This window comes from Polyangiaceae bacterium (genome assembly GCA_016715885.1).
Taxonomy (GTDB): Bacteria; Myxococcota_A; Polyangia; order Polyangiales; family Polyangiaceae; genus Polyangium.
On record JADJXL010000020.1, the window covers coordinates 758,236 to 777,714 of the forward strand.

The 19,479-nt window shown below is 59.8% G+C and carries 15 protein-coding genes; 7 read left to right on the forward strand and 8 right to left on the reverse strand.

What is annotated here, in order from left to right:
• Nucleotides 1-444 precede the first annotated feature (444 nt).
• On the forward strand, nucleotides 445-1,818 hold the full coding sequence (locus IPM54_28480; protein MBK9263728.1) for a TIGR03013 family PEP-CTERM/XrtA system glycosyltransferase: 1,374 nt from the start codon (nucleotides 445-447) through the stop codon (nucleotides 1,816-1,818).
• Nucleotides 1,819-1,864: 46 nt separating this feature from the next.
• On the opposite strand, the gene IPM54_28485 is transcribed toward IPM54_28480, so the two are convergent.
• The 6 genes from IPM54_28485 to IPM54_28510 form a co-directional block, all read right to left on the reverse strand.
• The gene (locus IPM54_28485) at nucleotides 1,865-3,307 is read right to left on the reverse strand and encodes a protein kinase (protein ID MBK9263729.1); all 1,443 of its coding nucleotides are present in this window, start codon (nucleotides 3,305-3,307) and stop codon (nucleotides 1,865-1,867) included.
• A gap of 188 nt (nucleotides 3,308-3,495) precedes the next feature.
• Entirely contained in the window at nucleotides 3,496-4,827 is a 1,332-nt protein-coding gene (locus IPM54_28490) for a hypothetical protein (protein ID MBK9263730.1), read from the reverse strand.
• A 48-nt stretch (nucleotides 4,828-4,875) separates the two neighbouring features.
• Entirely contained in the window at nucleotides 4,876-6,930 is a 2,055-nt protein-coding gene (locus IPM54_28495; GenBank protein MBK9263731.1) for a hypothetical protein, read from the reverse strand.
• The gene (locus IPM54_28500) at nucleotides 6,930-7,949 is read right to left on the reverse strand and encodes a hypothetical protein (GenBank protein MBK9263732.1); all 1,020 of its coding nucleotides are present in this window, start codon (nucleotides 7,947-7,949) and stop codon (nucleotides 6,930-6,932) included. The genes IPM54_28495 and IPM54_28500 overlap by 1 nt, the downstream gene beginning before the upstream one ends.
• A gap of 50 nt (nucleotides 7,950-7,999) precedes the next feature.
• Nucleotides 8,000-9,382, reverse strand: coding sequence for a hypothetical protein (locus tag IPM54_28505; protein ID MBK9263733.1), 1,383 nt, complete (start codon nucleotides 9,380-9,382; stop codon nucleotides 8,000-8,002).
• Nucleotides 9,383-9,388: 6 nt separating this feature from the next.
• Nucleotides 9,389-10,465: a glycosyltransferase family 2 protein gene (locus IPM54_28510; GenBank protein ID MBK9263734.1), complete on the reverse strand. Its 1,077-nt coding sequence runs from the start codon at nucleotides 10,463-10,465 to the stop codon at nucleotides 9,389-9,391.
• 415 nt (nucleotides 10,466-10,880) lie between these two features.
• On the opposite strand from IPM54_28510, the gene IPM54_28515 reads away from it, so the two are divergent.
• From IPM54_28515 to mutM, 5 genes are all read left to right on the forward strand, one after another.
• Complete coding sequence (locus IPM54_28515) at nucleotides 10,881-12,128, forward strand: glycosyltransferase family 4 protein (protein MBK9263735.1); 1,248 nt, start codon at nucleotides 10,881-10,883, stop codon at nucleotides 12,126-12,128.
• A 112-nt stretch (nucleotides 12,129-12,240) separates the two neighbouring features.
• Nucleotides 12,241-14,379 (forward strand): DUF4215 domain-containing protein, encoded by a 2,139-nt coding sequence (locus IPM54_28520; protein MBK9263736.1) that lies wholly within the window; start codon nucleotides 12,241-12,243, stop codon nucleotides 14,377-14,379.
• Nucleotides 14,380-14,499: 120 nt separating this feature from the next.
• On the forward strand, nucleotides 14,500-15,372 hold the full coding sequence (locus IPM54_28525; GenBank protein ID MBK9263737.1) for an ABC transporter permease: 873 nt from the start codon (nucleotides 14,500-14,502) through the stop codon (nucleotides 15,370-15,372).
• A gap of 10 nt (nucleotides 15,373-15,382) precedes the next feature.
• The gene (locus IPM54_28530) at nucleotides 15,383-16,234 is read left to right on the forward strand and encodes an ABC transporter permease (protein ID MBK9263738.1); all 852 of its coding nucleotides are present in this window, start codon (nucleotides 15,383-15,385) and stop codon (nucleotides 16,232-16,234) included.
• A gap of 17 nt (nucleotides 16,235-16,251) precedes the next feature.
• Entirely contained in the window at nucleotides 16,252-17,166 is a 915-nt protein-coding gene (mutM, locus tag IPM54_28535) for a bifunctional DNA-formamidopyrimidine glycosylase/DNA-(apurinic or apyrimidinic site) lyase (protein MBK9263739.1), read from the forward strand.
• Here the strand turns inward: mutM and IPM54_28540 are convergent.
• Complete coding sequence (locus IPM54_28540) at nucleotides 17,132-17,872, reverse strand: ATP-binding cassette domain-containing protein (GenBank protein ID MBK9263740.1); 741 nt, start codon at nucleotides 17,870-17,872, stop codon at nucleotides 17,132-17,134. The genes mutM and IPM54_28540 overlap by 35 nt on opposite strands.
• A gap of 69 nt (nucleotides 17,873-17,941) precedes the next feature.
• On the opposite strand from IPM54_28540, the gene IPM54_28545 reads away from it, so the two are divergent.
• Nucleotides 17,942-18,964: an MCE family protein gene (locus IPM54_28545; protein ID MBK9263741.1), complete on the forward strand. Its 1,023-nt coding sequence runs from the start codon at nucleotides 17,942-17,944 to the stop codon at nucleotides 18,962-18,964.
• Nucleotides 18,965-18,983: 19 nt separating this feature from the next.
• On the opposite strand, the gene IPM54_28550 is transcribed toward IPM54_28545, so the two are convergent.
• Complete coding sequence (locus tag IPM54_28550) at nucleotides 18,984-19,196, reverse strand: biotin/lipoyl-binding carrier protein (GenBank protein MBK9263742.1); 213 nt, start codon at nucleotides 19,194-19,196, stop codon at nucleotides 18,984-18,986.
• Nucleotides 19,197-19,479: the final 283 nt, after the last annotated feature.

A 19,479-nucleotide genomic window follows, 5' to 3' on the forward strand; every position in this document is an offset into this window, starting at 1 on the left:
CGCGATGACGATCCGAAATTCCACAAGGCCAGTCCCGAACGGTAGTGAGGGACTTTTGAAGGTGTAGCGCGGGATTTCAATCCCGCGCGGGCGTTCGGTGACACACTACGGCTCGAGTTTTGAGACAGCCTCTTCAATCCACCCCGGGGTCTTATGCCCCCATTCCCCCGTCCCAAGATCAAATCGCGCGCCGTCCCAAGCTCAAATCGTACGCCTGCAGCGCATCTTCCTCCATAATCAATTTGTAACCAATTCGCCCATTTCCTCTGAACGGATCGCATTACGATTTGTTCCCTGCTCGAATCCCTCCACTGGCGAATCGCGCTCGCTCGGTACAATGTAGTCCAGAGCACATCACATCCGAGCTCGGCCGTGAAAAGTCGGTCGTGGCGTTTACGTCACGAGTCGACGGAATTGCAGCCGATTCGGTTTGGGGGGACGTCCATGCTCGAGCTGTTTCGGTCGCGCCGTCGCGCGGTCGTGTGGTTCATCGACGCGGCGCTCTTCGGGACGATCGTGATTGTCGCTGCTGGTCTCATGCTCGGCTGGGATCGGGCCACGCAGGTCGATCACTTGTTCGACGCCATGACCATTACACTCGTCGCGCAAGTTTCTCTTTATTATCACGGTCTCTATGAGAGCGTCCTTGGGCAGCGATTTTCGGCCGTGTCGTTTCGAATCGTGCAGGCGCTCGTCGTGGCGTGCCTTCTCGTTTGGTTCGTATTGCCCTGGACGCTCGCGGACGCCGAAGATCGTCCAATGGCGCTCTTGGCGACATTCGTTTTGGCGGGCCTGCTTTTGCCGCCGTCCCGAGCGATACTTGCCGAATGTTGGGCGCTCCCTCGTTTTCGCCCGCGGCTGCTCGTCATTGGATCTGGGCCGCTCGCGGCGGCTTGCGCAGAAGCGGCGGCAAAGCCGGATTCGGGATTTCGTTATGAGGGGCGACTCGTCGCGGACGAGGAAGCGTTTCTATTTTATGACAAGCCCGATATCATTGGAACATTTTCGCAATTGCGCCTCGTCGCGAAAAACCACGACGTTCGCCGCATTCTCGTCTGTCAATCCGATCGGCGCGGGAAATTGCCGATAGAGGAACTGCTCGAGCTCAAGTTTCGCGGCATCGAAATCGAGGAAGGCGCGGACTTTTACGAGCGGCTCACGGGCAAGGTTTTTACTTTCGGGCTACGTCCGAGCCAGCTCGTATTCGCAGACGGGTTTCGCGTCACGCGTGCAGCGTTGTGGACGAAGCGGCTGCTCGACATCGTGGGAGCCGCCCTGGGGCTCGTGCTTGCGCTGCCGCTGATGCTGCTCACGGCGCTCGCCATCAAGCTCGAGTCACGAGGCCCCGTGCTTTATTCGCAAGAGCGTGTGGGAGCGTTTGGTCGCCGGTTTTCGATTCACAAGTTTCGTTCGATGCGAATCGATGCCGAAGCGGACGGTTTGCCCAAGTTCGCGTCGGAAAACGATCCACGCGTAACGCGCGTCGGAAACTTCATTCGTCGTACGCGTATCGACGAATTGCCGCAACTATGGAATGTGCTCGTGGGCGACATGAGCCTCGTTGGGCCTCGTCCCGAACGGCCTGCATTCGTCGAGCAGCTCGAAGATCAAATACCCTATTTTCATCAGCGACTTTTCGTCAAACCGGGCGTGACGGGGCACGCGCAAGTTCGGTGTCGGTACAGTGCGGCGATCGAAGATCATCAAGAAAAGCTGGAGCACGACTTGTTTTACATCAAAAACGTATCCGTTCTTTTCGACCTATCGATTTTGATGGATACGGTCAAAGTCGTGCTCTTGCGAATTGGATCGCGATAACAGCAGGCATGGCTGAGCGAGCGTGCAGATCAAGACGCTGCATCAATCAATCATTGTTCCAGATGGCGCTGCCTGCAGGCTTTTTCGTGGTCGTCGTGGGCGCTGCCGTCGGACGAACGACTGGTTTGTCGGCGGTCACCTTGGGCTTGGCCGTCGTGGTCGTCTTCGCCGTGGGAGCGGCCGCCGCCGATGCGCTCGGCGCAGCGGAAGCCTCAACCGGCGCCACCGGCTTCACATCAGGCTCCGCTGCCGCCAGAGCCGCGCTGACGCTCGTGACGGGAAGCGGAGCCGCAGGCTCGGGCGCCGCCGCAGCGGGCGCGGATGCCGTTGAAAAAAGCTGGTAGATCACGATCGAGCCGATGAGCATCGTGACGACGGCTCCGGCAGCAATCGCCACGATAGACTTGTTGCGACCAGCCGCGGACGGTGGGCCGGCGTTCGTGAGGCCACTGCCGATGGGCGTTGGAAGCGACGGCAGAGGCGTGTTGCTGAATCCAGGCGGCACGGATTGCATTGGAGGGCGGTATGGTGCGACAACCCCAATGCCGGACGAAAACCGGGCGCCTGGCCCCGTTCGGCTCGCGGACGCCAAGTCTGCGTGAAACGGCACACCAAGCGCCTGCGCAAGGTCGACGACGGCGGCGCTCGCAACCTGGTAACGATTCGCTGGGTTTGCTGCGGTTGCACGGAAAAACCACGCATCAAAGGCCGGCGGGAGCATCACGCCATGTCGTGCAGCACGCGCAACCGCACTTTCCTGCGGTCCTCGCGACGCGTGGAGCGCAAAAGCGACGGCCGCCCCCGCCATCCGAGACTCCTCGAACCAATAGGATTTGCCCACGAGCATCGTGTACGCGATGAGGCCAAGCGCAAAAACATCCGTTGCAGGCGAGATGTTGTTCGTCATCAAAAACTGCTCGGGCGCCATGTAGAGCGGCGTTCCGAGCGATTCCCGCGTCTGCCCATTCATCGTGCCGTCGGCGACGATCTTGGCGATGCCGAAATCGAGCACCTTCACACGCGGCAGCCCGTGCTCGCGCTCGGTCAAGTACAAGTTGTCGGGCTTGAGATCGCGGTGCACGATGCGGGCTTGGTGTGTTTTGTCGAGCGCCAAGGACGCCTCGAACAAGCACCTGACAGCTTCTTCCGGTGGCAGGGGTCCTGTGCGCCGGATGCGTTCACGGATGTCTTCGCCGCGAAGCAGTTCCATCACGAGAAACGGCATCTCGGTGGCGGCATCGATGCCGGCGTCGAACACGTCGACGATGTATTCGCTCTCGATTTCGGCGGCGACGCGCGCTTCTTGGCGAAAGCGAGCGCGCAGCTCTTCGCTTTGCACGAGGTTCGCGTGCAGGACTTTCAGCGCGCGGCGTCGGTTTGTCTCGAGATGAACGACTTCGTAGACGGAGCCCATGCCGCCTGACGCAATACGCCGCTCGATGCGGTATCGCCCCGCAAAGACCGCACCAGGTGACAAGTCAGACGACAATACCCGCCTCCCTCAAGCGAAGATGCGCACCGATCGAGCGTTCGACGGTTTCTCCCGACGAACGCTCGGAGGATGCCCCGAGTAGACCGGGGATTGCCAATGTTGTCAACTGTCTCGTGTAAGTCACCGTTTACTGTCAGGATTTCGCTCAAGTGTTCCAGCGCGCCGTATGCAGCGGCGTGCGGACGTCACCAGATCTGCGTGGCTTCGGTCATGTTGATGTACACGACGGGGCCTTCCAACTTCGATGCGAGGAATTGATCGGCGTGCGAGAAGAAGAGGTCGAGCCGCTTGAATTCGTCGGGTGAATAATATTGTGTCGTGGCGGGATGCAATCCCGTCGATACTTGCGTCGGCGCTTCTAGCGCTCCGATGTCCCAATTCCAATTGGCGTCGAATATCGCCTGCATTTCTTGGACGGACCAATAATCGACCATGCACCCATTGTCAGGAACTTCGAGCAGCCCGATTTCTTTGCCGGAACCACCAGCCACGATGCTGTCTTCGGTCGGCCAATAAGGTTGACTCGTCGGACCAATCGACGCCCATTGCATCTTGTTGAAGTCGTAAATATCGTAGCCAATCCACTCGTCCATCAATACCCAATTGTTGGCGGACGAATCGACGACGAAGCCCGTATCGACGAGCGCCTGTGCGACGTGCGTTTCGAGCGTCCACGCGCCCGCGCGAAACGACGTGGGCTTGCCAAAGCCAACCATATTCCAAATTTCATTGGCTTTGCCGAAAAGCGTATTCCATTCTTCTCGCGTGTATGCGCCGAGGCGCACGGAGTATCCCGTGGGATCACCCTGCGGATACGCTACGGATGGCTCGGTCTTGCACGTAACGCCCGCAGCTTCGACGAAATTGCAATAAGGATGAATGTGCAGGCCAATTTCGTCGCCGTACGTGTCGCGCATCGATTTGGCCCACTGCACGATGACGTCGCGACGTGCCTGGGATACGGTCGCGTCGGTGAATGTGTACGGTCCAATGAGATGCGTGATTTTCAGCTCCGGATGGAGCATGTGAAGCTCGGCGTGATGCTCGAGCACTCGGTCGTCGACATCGGAAAAATCCCAATCGGTCGAAATAATGACGTAAAGGGCATGGCCCTTGATGAATTCGGCTTTGAAGAAACCATTTTTGGCGCCGCGCGTCGCGAGCATCAACGAATGCGTACCGATTCCGAGCGGCAAGGCGTCGACTTCGACCTCGAAGTCGGCTCCGTTTTTTTCGAACGGAATGGCATCTCCTTCGTCGAGCCACAAATCCACGGCGGTGGTGCCTGCAGGAGGCGTCACGCGCAAAGAAAAATTTGCCGTTGCCGGCGTGCGGTCATCGCCCGAAAGCAAATACTTCGGAACGCCCGACACGACGAACGCCGCATCGTTTTGCATCGGATCCGCGGGGCGAACGATGGTTTCATCGGGGGGCGTTTTGGTATCGTCTCCGCTGCAAGCAACGGGAGAACAAAAAGCGAGAGCTGCAAGCAACGAAAAAGCAATCGAGTGGCGCATGAAGCAGCCATATCACGATTCGCTACCCGTGGCCAGATCCGAACGTCTTCAGGGCGAGCAAATACCGATGCTGTTGCAATTGATGGTGCCCGTGCATTCGTTGTCGGGATCGGTGCCGGCCAGGATGTTGCTGCACGTGCCCGTCGTCCCGCCCGTCTTCGCCGCCGTACACGCTTGGCACACGCCCGAGCACGCCGAATTGCAGCAAACGCCATCGGCACAGTAGCCGCTGATGCAATCGGATGGTAGCGGCGGACATGTCGATCCATTTTTGAACTTGCATGAGCCAGCGCCATCGCACGCAAGGGATCCAGAACATGTAGGCGGGTCGGTTTGAAGCAATGGAAGGTTCGTGCACGTTCCCACGGAATTCGGGAGGTTGCAGGCCTTGCAAAGGCTCGTACACGACGAATTACAGCACACCCCGTCGACGCAGAATCCGCTCAGACAGTTGGAATTGGCCGAACAAGCTTGCCCGTTCTCCTTGTCGCACTCGCCAGCATTACAGGACACGGTCGATCCGACGCACACGCCATCATCCGTGCCCTTGGGGACGTTCGAGCATGTTCCAAGGCTGCCCGACACATTGCATGATTTGCACGTCGCGGTACACGCGCCATTGCAACAGTAGCCATCGACGCAAAATGTGCTCACGCATTGACTACCCATCGTGCACGCTTTGCCGAGCGATTTTTTGCACGTCCCATTGCCATCGCACGCGTCGTTTCCATTGACGAGGCACGGCGAATTGACCGCAGTTGGCGGATTCGACGGGTTACCTTGTATACTGCACAGATCCTGCGTGCATGCATTGCCATCAACGGGGACGTCGCTTTGAAGCACCGACGTGATGATGTTCCCCATTCCGTCGCATTCGAGTACTTTGCAATCACCCGCCGTTTGCCCCATGGGCAGGTCCGCGCCGGCCGCGGCAAACGAAAAACCGCATTGGTTGTTATTGCACGTTCGCGTCTTGCAAAAATCATCGGTGCCGGCGCATTGGCTCGCCGTGTTGCAGCCGACGCATTTGCCTGTCGCATTGCAAACGAGCCCAACCCCGCAAACCAGATTTTGCGGCTCGTTCGGATTCGACGGCACGCCGTTCGTACAAATGTCCTTCGTGCACGGATTGCCATCGACGGGCAGATCCGTGTTGTCAATGGCACTCGCCGTGCCACCAAAACCATCGCACACGGCGATTCGGCAATCACCCGGCTTCTGGAGTAATTTGCCGGCGACCGTGGAGGTATCCATGTACATGGGCTCGCACTTGTTGTTCACGCAAGTGCGCTTCGTGCATTCGTCCTCGACGATGTTCACGCAATGAGATGGCTCCGTACATTCGACACATGCGCTCACGCCGTCGCATACATTGGTATCCCCAGGCATGCAAGGCGTACCCGCAGCTTGTGCGGGGTTACTGGGTACACCATTCGTACAAACATCGAGTGTGCAGGTGTTGGCGTCGTCGGGAATATCGCTATCATCAGCAATCGCGGTATCCTTGCCAGCCACACAAATGGAAAGTTTGCAGTCACCGGCGAGTGGTGCAGCGCCAGGCGTCGGGGTGCCATCGAGCGGTACGAAGGTGCAGGAGCCGATGCTCGCATTGCACAGATCTTCGGTGCAAGGATTCGAATCTTCGCATGGATTTTGTGCATTGCACTCGATGATGCAGGTGCCGGATTTGCAAGACCCAGGGGCTTCGCCGATGGTGCACGAGGTATTCTCGTCGAGCGCCGTATGCACGGGAAAACCGTTTGCGCAAGTATCGGTCGTGCACGATTCGTCGTCGTCTTCGACGTCCGCATCGTCGATCATTGGAACGACGACTCCCTCGACGCAATCGTCACGCTTACAATCACCCGCAATTTGGCCTGCAAGCGGGCCATCCTCCACGTGCGACCATCCGCAGACGCCCTCGGACAAACACGTGTCGATGGTGCACGGGTTCTGATCGTCGCAATTCGCGTCCGCAATGCAAGGGGTCACCGGATCGGGCGCCTCGGAGACGTTGCGGTAAGGCTTGTCCGCGTCCAGAATTTGCACGCAGCTCGCGCCCGTCAGTAGCATTCCAAGCCAAACCCATTTTCGAGCGCGCATTAGAAAGTCCCTTCCAGCGCAAAATTCGCCATTCCTGGAGAAAACGCGGTCGTCACACGCACGTTCGCGCCCACGGCTTCGGGCGTACGATTCGACACCAAAACGAGCGTCACGCCCACGCCTGCAAGAAGCCCACCCACGATGAACGACGCCGTGCTGGCGTTACCCGCAGTGTGCAATCGATCGACCGCCTCCATCCCCTCGTCGTCACAGAAATACGAATCATTGCAGTGCGCATGCAATGTTTGCTTTTCCGATATGGCCATGGCGCCCGTAATGGTCCCCACCACGAGCCCCGCAGCACCGACGCCAACTCCCACAAATCCCGCGATTTTTGCCGGATCATGCTTGCGAACCGCTATAGGCCGCGGCTTCTTTTCGGCGCCGGTGCCATTCTGCGTCACGACGTGCGAAACATCGACCGCCGTTGGTTTTGCTGGGGTGAGATCAATGATCGTCGATCCACCTTTGGCGAGCGTCACGGTGCGCGTCCTATCCGGCTCGCCTGGCAACTGCACCACGATACGATGCGTGCCCGGATCCAACGGCAAAAGCACATCCAACGTCGCCGCGCGAAATTCGACATCGTCCACGATGATCTTCGATTCCGGTGGCGGCGGCGTTTCCCAAACGAATTTCACCTTCGGCAAGACCGGCTCGATGGCCTCGATTTGCGCTTTCGCCGTCGCCGCTCGCTCGGCGTGGTTCTGTCGCGTCACGCCCGTCATTGCGGCAAACGCCCGCAAATAAGCTCGATAATGCCCCACGGCCGCCACGAGCTTGCCTTCGTGATCCCGACAATTGGCGAGCGTAAATAACGTTCCGTCCTTCGGGTCCATCTGATAACTGCGCTCGAGCAGCGGACAGGCCGACGCGAAATCTCCCGCTTTCATGTAATCGACGGCTTGGTGAAACAGCTTGTCCGCCACCGCCGAAGCTTGGCCGAACGAATCAGAAGGCCATGCGAGCAAACAGCAAGAGGCCACGATCGCCCAAGTCCACGCACGCGCACGCATCACGAACCCCGGAATAACGCGAAACGAGCGCCGGCGTCAAGAAATTGCCGCGGTTACTCCGATTCTTCGTCCCAAAAGTCTCCCACGTCGTTGGGCTGCGGCTGCGAACCCGTGCGAGCTGCCGCCCGACGCGCCGCGGCACCTCGAGGATCGCCCGGCAACTGGAATGGATCACGCGGCAAACGGCGAAGAGGATCGGTCGACGTTATGGCAGTGAGGCCCACGGTGAAAAGCGCTCGAAAAATTTCCCGAGGCTGACCACCTCGCGGTTCCGGGTCGACACGGGTCGAAACGAGCTCCAAATCGATTCCCGCGCTGAAATTCCAACCGACTCGAATCGGCGACGTCACCGCGGCGCCCAATGCAAACGCCGTGGTCGCGAGCTTTCCGGTCTGCGAATTGCCGATGACAGCCCCATCGCTTTGCGGCGCGATCGCGAGGATCGAGTTTGCTCGGCGAGCCCGCGCGACGACATGCGCCAGCACATCGCGATAATTGCCGCCAGAAAACGGTCGAACCCAGCCATCTAGGAACCCCGAGTAATCCATGCCAAACCCAATTCGAGGGCCGAGCGATCGGTACCCGAGTGCGACGCCCGCACTGCCCCCGACCCGCGGGCCGAACGATCGGAGCTCGAATCGGGCATCCGGCGATATCAGCGTCGACGTATCCTTGGTTTGTGGCGGAGCCGTTGCCGCCGTCAATCCAACGACGGCGGTTGCTTGCGTGCGCGCAGTGATATCGTAACGCGCAAGGCCAAGCACCGAGGCGGACATCACATCCGCGTGACCTCGTGTCAAATTCACGTCGAGCAGCGCGTGCTCGAAATGCGTCATGGCGATGCGTGCAATGGGCCCGATCGCAATCCGCGGAGCAAGCTGCATCGTGGCCGTCGCATTTGCCGTCAGCGCATGCGTGTCGATTCCCACGGCTTCGGGCGAATCGGCAGAAACCGCCCCCGCCTGCGCATATTGCACGTCGAACCGAAAGGACGTTCGTGGTGACGTGATTGCTTGAAAACTCGGTTGTGCGCCAAATCCGTAGAGAACGCGGTTCGTCATGAATGGATCGCGTACGACGAGGTCATCGTCGGCGCGCAGCCCGATGCGTGACGAGACAAACCCGTTCGACATGAACGTGAAGCGCGTTCTCGATGATGTCGTCACGTCGAGGCGCGCGCGTGCTCGCGCGGCGATGTCCTGCTGAGCTGGTATGGTATCCGTCGCAGCGAGCGCTCTTCCGTATCGTCCCGAAACGTCGAAAATGAATGCGTTTCGCGGCCTTAGAATTCGCGCCCACAGCGATACGTTGGCGGACGCGAGCACCATGGCATAACGCGAATCGCCGATCGTGCCGACCATGGCGGTCGTCGTCGGCGTAGCGGTTGCCAATACGTCGACTTCCGCGGGAAGTGCCGCGAGAAATGGCGGCAGCATGATGCACTACCGCACAGCGAGCCGCTCGGGCTCTTCTTCACGCGTCACACGCCCCGCATACATGAGTAGCCCCACGGCAAATCCGAGGCCGTGCGCTGCGTGCATGATTGGAAAAATGCTGGCGACGCGAGGAAACAGGCCGAGCGTCGCACGTTGCGACGTCCGTAACGCCTCGCCGATGACCGCGATGGCATAAAGCGCCACGGCGCCCCAGAGAAACGGCACGAGCTTGGATTCGAATGCCGCCGTCACAGCAAGCGTCAAAAATGTCGTCAGCGCAATGAAGGGCACCATGGGCCTCGGCGACAGAAGCCTTCCGTGGCGGCAGAACGTGCGCGCTCGTCCATTCCCATAAGCGAAATATTGTCGAAAGAGCGCACCGACGGATTTGCGAGGGTAATAATGATTGATGACGTGCCGGCATTGATAAACCCGCCCGCCCCGCTCGATGATGCGTTGACACAATTCGGCGTCTTCGTTCGTCCGTGCCATCGTATCATAAAGTCCCACCAATTCGAATGTCTGACGCCGGAAAGCTCCACCCCAGACGCTCTCGACAAACCCATCACGCCGCGGATCCCACACGCCCGATCCTCCCATGCCGAGCGGACTTTCGAGCGCCAAACAGAGGGCTCGTTGAAATGTCGTCGTTGCCCGCAAACGCACGGCGCCTCCCACGTTGAGCGCCCCGGTACGCCGTAGCGCTGCGACGGCCGCTGCTACGTATCCCTTGTCATAATCGGCATGCGCGTCCATTCGCACGATCACGTCCCCGCGGGATCGCACGATGGCCAGATTCATCGCTGCAGCCTGCACGCGCGCTCGATTGTGGAGCAGCGTAATGCGAGAATCGTTGGCAGAGAGCGCCTCCACGATTTCACACGTGCGATCGACCGAACCACCATCGACGACGAAGATTTCCACTCGATGTTGCGGATAATGTTGCTCGGCCGCTGCTTTGACGACCGCTTCGATATGTTCTTCTTCTTGATGACACGGAATCACAATCGATACGAACGGCTCTGGCCCGAGCGGCGGCAATACCACGCCCAGACGTCCGGACTTCCACGCCCATTCATCCATCCCGCTCTCCCGTCGTCACGATATGAACAGGATCGCGCCCCCCGAGATCCCGCGACACGCATCATCCCACGTCTTGGTTGGTTATTCAACACATTTCGTTGAATAGACCGTGCGTCCAAGTAGAACTCGAGGGATCAATTGATTGAACGCCGGGCCTGGAGTTGGACGCTCGCTTCGCGCGCGTGGGACGCGCGCTGCGCGAGGTTTGGTCACGATGGGGGGGCCCGAGGCTCGCCTCCCGGTGCTTTTGCTGGCGCAAATGCACGGCGAGGCTCGGGCCCCCCCATACCCCCCAGAAATTCCATTCGCAACGAATTCATTGCTGTTGGAACCCGCTCCCATTTCGTTCGTGACGTTGTTATGAATTCGATCGGCTCATGCTTGCCCTTTGGCCCGTTCATGCAATGAGTTGCCCGTGTTTTCAATTCATCGCAGTTTCGAGCCTGCGTCCGGACGGCTCCGCGTTCTTGCGGTAACTCGCATTTTCCCGAATCGCTTGGAACCTCTGGCTTGTCCATTTCAGCGAAAACAATTCGTTGCTTTGGCTCGCCATGCGGACCTGACCGTCGCCGCGGTCATTCCGCATTTTCCAGGTGCTCGGCTTCTGGGGGACAAGACACGCGTCGGAAAACTGAGCCGCTTGCCCGCTCGCGACAGCATGGATGGTTTGCCCCTCTTGCATCCGCACGCGACCTACGTGCCCCGCGTGGGACCGCTGCTTTCCGCAATCAACGCGCCGCTTTATTTGACGGGCCTCTTGCCGCTGCTACCCGAATTGCGGAATCGCTTCGACGTCGTGCTCGGAACCTATTTGTTCCCTGATGCTTGGGCCGCTCGACAGGTCGCCATGATGCTGGGCCTGCCGTACGTCGTCAAAGCGCACGGCACCGATGTCAATGTCATCGCTCGATCGCCCTCCGTCCGGCCATTCATTCGCAGCGCTCTTCGCGGCGCCAGTGCAGCAATTGCCGTCAGTCGACCCATGCTCCATGCCCTCGTCACCCTGGGCGCCCACCCCGATAGCGTGAAGCTCGTCCCCAACGGCGTCGATCGTCGACTCTTTCAACCTCGCAATCGATCCGATGCCCGCAAACGTCTGGGACTTCCCGAACAGGGCAAATTATTGCTATTCGTCGGCAGAATCGAGCGCGAAAAGGGACTCGATGAGCTCTTGACAGCATTTCACCAAATCACGACGAAATGGCCCGAACCCATATCGCTCGTTTTCGTCGGCGAAGGTTCGCAGAGCGATCGCTTGGCACGACAAACCAAGGGCGACAGTCGAATTTTGCTCGTGGGAGCGCGCCCCCCGGACGACGTTGCGCATTATCTCGCAGCCGCCGATGCTTTGGTATTGCCGAGCTGGGCGGAAGGTACACCCAATGTCGTACTCGAATCGCTCGCTGCGGGAAGGCCCGTCGTCGCGACGCACGTGGGCGGAATTCCCGATGTCGTCCAGCACGATCGCACCGGCCTGCTCGTGCCTCCGCGGGACGAGATCGCCCTTGCTTCGGCCATGCAATCCGCGCTTCGTCGATCGTGGTCCGAAGAAGAAATCGCGCGAACAGCGCCTCCGGATTGGGAGCATAGTGGGCAGCAGTTATTCGCGATATTGGAAGGTGCCCGTACCAAGCAAGAGCAGGCACCCGCCGCGATATCGTGACCAACGCTAGCTGAAAAAACGCGAGACTTCGGCTCTGGACGAACACGACTCTCTTGCGTGCCAAACGGAATCGTGGTTGTTTTTCCGATCAACTTTGGATTGGAGAACGACCATGAGGCACGGAAGAATTCTTGGGGTACTTGCAGCAGCGGGGCTCGTTGGCGTATGTGGGCAGGCCAATGCGGGCATCATCACGCAGAACACGGATACGACGAGCATCGCCGCCGGATCGGCAGTATGCAACAATGGTATGGTGCATTTGGAAAATTCGTACTACCGAATTTTTAATCTGTCGAACCTCGGCATTACGTCGGGTGAGTTCAAGAGCGTGCAGATTGCCGTAGAAGCGGCGCAAGGAGGCCCGCAGCCGATCGAGCTGCGACTGCATACGCTGGCAGGCGTGCTCGATACGGCCAATTTGGTGCCCCTCGTCGCCCCGATCCCGGTGCAGGTGCAAGACCAGGCATCGCAACTGCTCACGATTCCAGTCATGCCCAATGCGTCGTTCAACACGAGCGACGAAGTGGTGGTGGAAATCTTCGTTCCTAGCGGAATAGCGGGTGACGAGGTCTTCGTCATCGGTTCGAACACTGGTGGGCAAAGTGCTCCGTGTTACATTCGTGCGCCGGACTGTGGGGCCCCTCAGCCGGTTGACCTCGCCACGGTTGGGTTTGCCACCATGCACATCGTGATGAACGTCGACGTACGTTATTGCGGCGATGCCATTTCGGAAATGCCCGAAGCGTGTGACGACGGCAATGGAACGGAGGGCGACGGCTGCGATTCCAATTGCACCGCGAGCGCCTGTGGCAATGGCATCACGGCTCCGGACGAGGTGTGTGATGACGGCAACACCATCGACGACGATGGATGCGATTCCAATTGCACCGTGACCGCCTGCGGCAATGGTATCATGACGATGGGCGAAGCGTGCGACGATGGCAATACGACCGAAGGCGATGGGTGCGACACCAATTGCACCGTGAGTGCCTGCGGCAATGGCATCACGGGCGGCGCCGAAGCCTGTGACGACGGCAACATGATCGACGGTGACAATTGCGATTCCAACTGCACCGTGACCGCGTGTGGCAATGGCGTCGTGACGGACGGCGAAGCCTGCGACGACGGCAACATGCTGAACGGCGACGATTGCGACAACAATTGCACCGTGACCGCTTGCGGCAATGGCATCACGACGCGGGGCGAAGCGTGCGACGACGGAAACATGGTGAACGGCGATGACTGCGACAACAACTGCACCATACCCGGCTGTGGTAATGGCATCGTGACCGGGACCGAAGTCTGCGACGACGGCAATATGATCGACGGCGACACCTGCGATTCCAATTGCACGATCCCCGCCTGCGGCAATGGCATTACGGCCGGCGCCGAAGTCTGCGACGACGGCAATTTGGTCGACGGCGACAACTGCGATTCCAACTGCACCGTCACCGCCTGCGGCAATGGCATCATGACCGACGGCGAAGCGTGCGATGACGGCAATGACATCAACGGCGACACCTGCGATTCCAATTGCACGGTCCCAGGCTGCGGCAATGGCATCGTCACCCCTGGCGAAGCGTGCGACGACGGCAATGACATCAACGGCGACACCTGCGATTCCAATTGCACGGTCCCCGGCTGCGGCAATGGCATCAAGGCCAATGACGAAGACTGCGACGACGCCAATGCCACCGAAGGCGACGGTTGCGACTCCAATTGCACCTTCACGGCCTGCGGCAACAACGTCATAAGCAACGGCGAAGAATGCGACGACGGCAATACCAACGACGACGACGGCTGCGATTCCAATTGCTCGGTTTCGGCTTGCGGCAATGGCATCATGAACACGGGTGAAGAATGCGACGACGGCAATACCAACGACGGCGACAAGTGCGATTCCAATTGCACCGCGACGGGTTGCGGCAATGGCGTCAAAAGCAACGGCGAAGAATGCGATGACGGCAATCCCACCGACGGCGACGGCTGCGATTCCAATTGCACGGCCACGGCGTGCGGCAATGGCATTCAATCGGACGGCGAAGGCTGCGACGACGGCAATACGAACGGTGGCGATGGCTGCGCAGCGGATTGCACCGTCGAACGCCCAGGCGATGACACCACGACGGCCGGCGGATGCGATTGCGGCATCGCCGATGACACCGACCGCTCGACCTCGCGTGGCTTTGCACTCCTCAGCTTGCTCGGCTTGCTCGTCGGCCGCATCCGTCGGCGACGACCAGCCGCGTAAGGCTCGTCCACACATACGACGCGTTGCGACAATCACCACGTCTAGACGCGTAGCGTCATTATTGCTTCCCTGCCCCAAGGGCCACGCGTTGCCGCACGTGGGCTAACATGGCGCCCCTGCATGAGCCGTTCCCCGGCAAACCCCGCGGCTGCGAAACTTCCGCCGCCTCCAAGCACACGCGCAAAGCGTCGGACGGCTCCGATCGGTCCTCCGCCGACCGATGTCAGCCTCGCCGAAGAGGTTGGAACGGGTTTTCTGAACGTCGCAGGCACCGTTGGCGGTATGGCCGTGCTTGGTTTTCAGATTCTGCGCAGGCTGCTCACGCTGCGGATCGACGGCGAAGAGGTGATGCGAAACCTCTACAAGATGGGGGTCAAGTCGATCCCGATCGTGATCGTCACGGCGCTTTTTACAGGCTCGCTCGTCGTGATTCAGGCCGCGCCGCTGGTCGTGCGCATCGGTGCACATGGGCTGCTCGGATGGGCCGCGGGCTTCAGCATTTTGCGCGAAATTGCACCGCTCTTGACCGCGCTCATGATCAACGGTCGCGTCGGCGCAAACAACACGGCCGAGCTTGGAACGATGGTCGTGACCGAGCAGATCGACGCACTACGCGTGCTCGCGATCGATCCCATCGCGTTTTTGATCGCGCCTCGTTTCATCGCGATGGTGGTCACGCTGTACTTGTCGACGATTTTCGCCGACACGCTGGCGCTCCTCGGAGCGTCCGTCGGTGGTTATGCGCTGCTCGGCGTGGAGCCCAAGACCTTTTACAACGGCGTCACGATGGGCCTTCTCGGCGTGAACGACGTGCTCAGCGGAATCATCAAGAGCATCGTGTTCGGCATCGTGATTGGCTTATCGAGCTGCACCTACGGCCTCAGCGTGAAGGGCGGCGCACCTGGCGTGGGACGAGCGGTCAATGCCACGGTCGTCACGAGCGCTGCTGGGATCTTCGTCGTCGACTACTTCGTCTCGTTCACCCTCGACTGACGGGCTTGCGATGCAATCGGCAAAAACTCCCGACAATGCCGCTGCAAACGCCAGCCATGAAGAACTGCCGGGCGAAGACGATCCGTCGTTCGTCGAAGCACTCGGTCGACAAGCGCTCGGCCTGATACGAACGGGCCTCGAGATCGCGTCAGTGCTCATCCGAACGATCTACTACTGCTTTCGCGGCCGCCCGGACGTCAAAGCCGTCATCAACCAGATGTTCGAGATCGGCAACCGATCGCTCGTTTTCCTCACCGTGGTGATGGGTTTCATCGGGATGATTTTGGTGCTCCAGGGCGGCCTTCAGCTCAAGCGCGTCTTGCCGGAATTCAGCATGGTGGGCGCGTCGTATCTCGAGCTGCTCATTCGCGATCTCGCCGCGACGATCGGGGGCCTCATGCTCGCCACGCGCGTAGGTGCGGGCATCGCTGCCGAAATTGGATCCATGGTCGTGACCGAACAGGTCGATGCGCTGCGCATGTGCGCCGCCGATCCTATCGACTACCTGATCAAACCGCGCTTCATCGCCAGCATCGTGATGACCGTCGTGCTCATCATATGGGTGACGGCCATCGCGATTTTGACCGGCATGATCACGGCCTACACCACGTTCGACGTCCTTCCTCGAACGTTTTTCAATCTGCAACTCGTCGACAAAGGCGACCTCATCGTGGGACTCGCCAAGTGCCTTGCGTATGGAGCGGCCGTTCCGATCGTCTCCGGACACTCGGGCCTCACCACGCACGGCGGCAGCGAAGGCGTAGGTTGGGCAACGACACGCGCCGTCGTAAATACGTCCCTCGCGGTCATCGCACTCGACCTCGTTCTTTCGGCCAGCGGGTACTTGATCTTCGGGCCCTGATCGTTTGTCTTGGCCATGTGCCGGAGCTCCCCGAAGTCGAACATTGCGCGCGACAGCTTCGCCGCTGGCTCGAAGGCCACATCATCGAGCGCGCGGAAGCCGACCCCACGCGTTTGCTTCGGGGGAAAACCACCCCGAGATCCTTCGCCAAAGCTTTGTCGGGACGAACGGTCGTCAATGTGCAGCGGCGAGGCAAACACTTGCTGTTGCAACTGGACGATGATCGCTGCTTGCTCGCGCACCTGGGCATGAGCGGCAAGTGGGTTCGTCGATCGGCTGCGGATCCAGCGCCTCGATCATCCCGAGCGCGGCTGTTTCTTTCCGATTCGTCGGTCCTTCACGACGTCGATCCGCGCATGTTCGGGGTCCTGATGATCGTACCAAAGGACAAACTCGCGAAGTTGCCCGAGCTCCGCGATCTCGGCCCCGATCCGCTCACGGATCGCGTCGATGCGGATGTCTTGCGTGCGGTTTTTGGAACATCACGCAGCCCGATCAAAGTGCTGCTCATGGACTCGTCGGTCATCGCCGGGCTCGGAAACATCCAAGCGACCGAGGCGCTCTTTCGAGCTCGGATTCACCCTGCCCGCCCGGCATCGAGTCTCACGCAGGAGGAGCTCACACGTCTCGCCAAAGGCATCACTGCATCGATCCGCCACACGCTCGCGGCGCAGGGACCCGACGAGGAGATCGTCTACTTGTCGGAACGAAGAGGCGCGTCCAATCCATTTCTCGCGTACGGGCGCGCGCGTGAACCTTGTCCGCGCTGCAAGACGCCACTGTTGAGCGTGACGCTTGGAGGTCGTACGACCGTGTATTGCCCGCGCTGCCAGCCTCTTTCTCCCCCTCTCCCTCATAGGGAGAGGGGGTCGGGGGGTGAGGCGTCGGGGGGTCAGGCTACTCGATCGGCCCCTCGGCGCGCCCGTGGATGAATTGCTGGATGACCGCGTCATCGACACGTTTGAACTCGTCCGGTGTGCCGATCATCCGGACAAACCCTTTGTAAAGCATCACGATGCGATCGGCGATGGAAAATATGCTCGCGAGATCGTGGCTCACGACGATGCTCGTCACACCGAGCGTATCGCTGAGCTCTCGGATGAGTTTGTCGACGCGCCTTGCGCTGACGGGATCGAGGCTCGTGGTGGGTTCGTCGAAAAGAACGTATTGCGGATCGAGCGTCAGGGCGCGTGCGATCGCGACGCGTTTGCGCATGCCGTCGCCGAGCTCTGGTGGATAGCGGTTTGCAAACTCGGCCATGTGCACTTGTTCGAGCCGTTTTTGAGCTTCTCGCAGGGCTTCTTTCGGCTTCAAGCCTTTGTGTTTGCGCAGCGGCAGCGCGACGTTCTCCGCGCACGTCATCGAATCGAACAGCGTCGAGTGTTGGAAAACCATCGCGCATTTCATGCGCACCGGGTACATGCGCTCTTCGTCGAACCGGCTGATCTCTTCGCCGTCGAGCCAGATTTCGCCGGCGTCGGGATAGAGCAGCCCGACGAGGTGCTTGATGAGCACGCTTTTGCCGACGCCCGACTGGCCGATGATGAAAAACACCTCCCCGTCCTGCACGTCGAAGCTCACGTCTTCGATGACTTTTTTCGGGCCAAACGACTTGGCTAGGTGGCGGAACGAGATCATGCGAATCCGGCGCAGTGCGTCGTAACGACTGCGTGTGATCCTACGCGTAACTGAGGCATAGTGCGTGTCATGGCGAGCTCGCGTTCGATCGAGGTCAAAGTCGGCATTCTGATCCTTGCGGCCACCGTGCTGCTTGCAGTGTTCATCCTCGTCATGGGTGGGATCAACTTCGAGCCGAAGTACGTTCTTTTCGTCGACTTCGACAACCCTGGCGGTCTTCAGGCTGGCGCGCCGGTGAAGATTGCTGGTGTGAAGGTAGGTAAGGTCAGCGAGATCCAATATCGAGGTGGTGCGCCGAGCCCGAGCGGTACGCGACAAACGCTCGTGCGGATCAAAGTCGAGCTGGAGAAGAAATACCAGCCCGGCATCCACGACAACGCGGTCTTTTTCGTGACTTCGGCGAGCGTGCTCGGCGAGCAGTACCTGGCGGTCGATCCGGGCAGCCCCGATCGCGAGGTGCTTGCTGAAAACGCGATCGTGCGCGGCATCGATCCACCACGTTTCGATCTGCTCGTCGCGGAGACCTACGAGCTGCTTCACGTCGCGACGACGGCGCTTCGAGGGAACAAGGACGAGATCGGCGTCATGCTGAACGGTTTGTCACGTACGCTGAAAGGCACGGGCGACTACTTCGAGAAAAACGGCGGGCGGCTCGATCGCATCACGGCGAACGTCGAACAGATCACGGTCGACACGCAGGACACGGTGCGTGAAGCGAAGCAAAAGTACGTGGAGAATCCCGCGATCGATCGGATTCTCGTGAACGTGGATCACGCCACGGGTGCGCTGGCGAAAGATGCGCCGTCGCTGCTTGCCGATGCGAAGGAAACGATGTCGGCGGTCAAGCGCGTGAGTCAAACCGTTGGAGCTGAAAGCGAACAGGCGAAGTTGCGGCAGATGATGTCGGATCTTGCCGAGGTCGCGAAGAACACGAAGGGTCTGACGCAGGATGCGCAAGCGATTGCGTCGGGGGTGCGTCGGGGCAAAGGCACCGTGGGAGCGCTCGTGGCTGACGAACAGCTTTACGATGACCTCCAAGAGCTGGTGCGGGATCTGAAGCACAACCCATGGAAGTTTTTCTGGCGCGAGTGATCGCGCGTGAAGGCTTCGACTATTCCAATTCGACGAGCGGTTGACCTTCGGTGACCGATTGTCCTTCCGACACGAGGATGGCTTTGACGGTGCCCGAATCCTCGGATTCGACGGGCATTTCCATCTTCATGGACTCGAGGATGACGACGGTGGTGCCTTCGTCGACGGAGTCACCGACCTTGACTTCGATTTTCCAAACCGTGCCCGTGATGTGTGCCTTGATGTTTGCCATGGGCACGCGACGCTAGCGGAGCGCAGAATGGATGCCAAGTGGAGTGACGTCGATGCTGGAAATGGAGCTATCGTCAAGCACGAAAGGGCACTTTGCGTGTTCTGAGCCGCTACGTCGACTTTGGATCGCGTAAACTTGCCCGAACGCTGGATCGGGAAGAAAATTCCGAAGCGACCCAATTGACACCCTTGGTCGGGGGTTGATACCGACAGGCGCCGCGATAATCTCACCCCAGCGGGTGTCCTCGGATAAGGTTCCGCCGATCTGACTAGCAGTGGCGGTC

Bases quoted from the DNA above. Each gene is read 5' to 3' on its own strand.
- IPM54_28480 (MBK9263728.1), top strand. From the start codon at position 445: ATGCTCGAGCTGTTTCGGTCGCGCCGTCGCGCGGTCGTGTGGTTCATC.
- IPM54_28490 (MBK9263730.1), bottom strand. From the start codon at position 4,827: ATGCGCCACTCGATTGCTTTTTCGTTGCTTGCAGCTCTCGCTTTTTGT.
- IPM54_28495 (MBK9263731.1), bottom strand. From the start codon at position 6,930: ATGCGCGCTCGAAAATGGGTTTGGCTTGGAATGCTACTGACGGGCGCG.
- IPM54_28505 (MBK9263733.1), bottom strand. From the start codon at position 9,382: ATGCTGCCGCCATTTCTCGCGGCACTTCCCGCGGAAGTCGACGTATTG.
- IPM54_28510 (MBK9263734.1), bottom strand. From the start codon at position 10,465: ATGGATGAATGGGCGTGGAAGTCCGGACGTCTGGGCGTGGTATTGCCG.
- IPM54_28520 (MBK9263736.1), top strand. From the start codon at position 12,241: ATGAGGCACGGAAGAATTCTTGGGGTACTTGCAGCAGCGGGGCTCGTT.
- IPM54_28525 (MBK9263737.1), top strand. From the start codon at position 14,500: ATGAGCCGTTCCCCGGCAAACCCCGCGGCTGCGAAACTTCCGCCGCCT.
- IPM54_28530 (MBK9263738.1), top strand. From the start codon at position 15,383: ATGCAATCGGCAAAAACTCCCGACAATGCCGCTGCAAACGCCAGCCAT.
- IPM54_28540 (MBK9263740.1), bottom strand. From the start codon at position 17,872: ATGATCTCGTTCCGCCACCTAGCCAAGTCGTTTGGCCCGAAAAAAGTC.
- IPM54_28545 (MBK9263741.1), top strand. From the start codon at position 17,942: ATGGCGAGCTCGCGTTCGATCGAGGTCAAAGTCGGCATTCTGATCCTT.
- IPM54_28550 (MBK9263742.1), bottom strand. From the start codon at position 19,196: ATGGCAAACATCAAGGCACACATCACGGGCACGGTTTGGAAAATCGAA.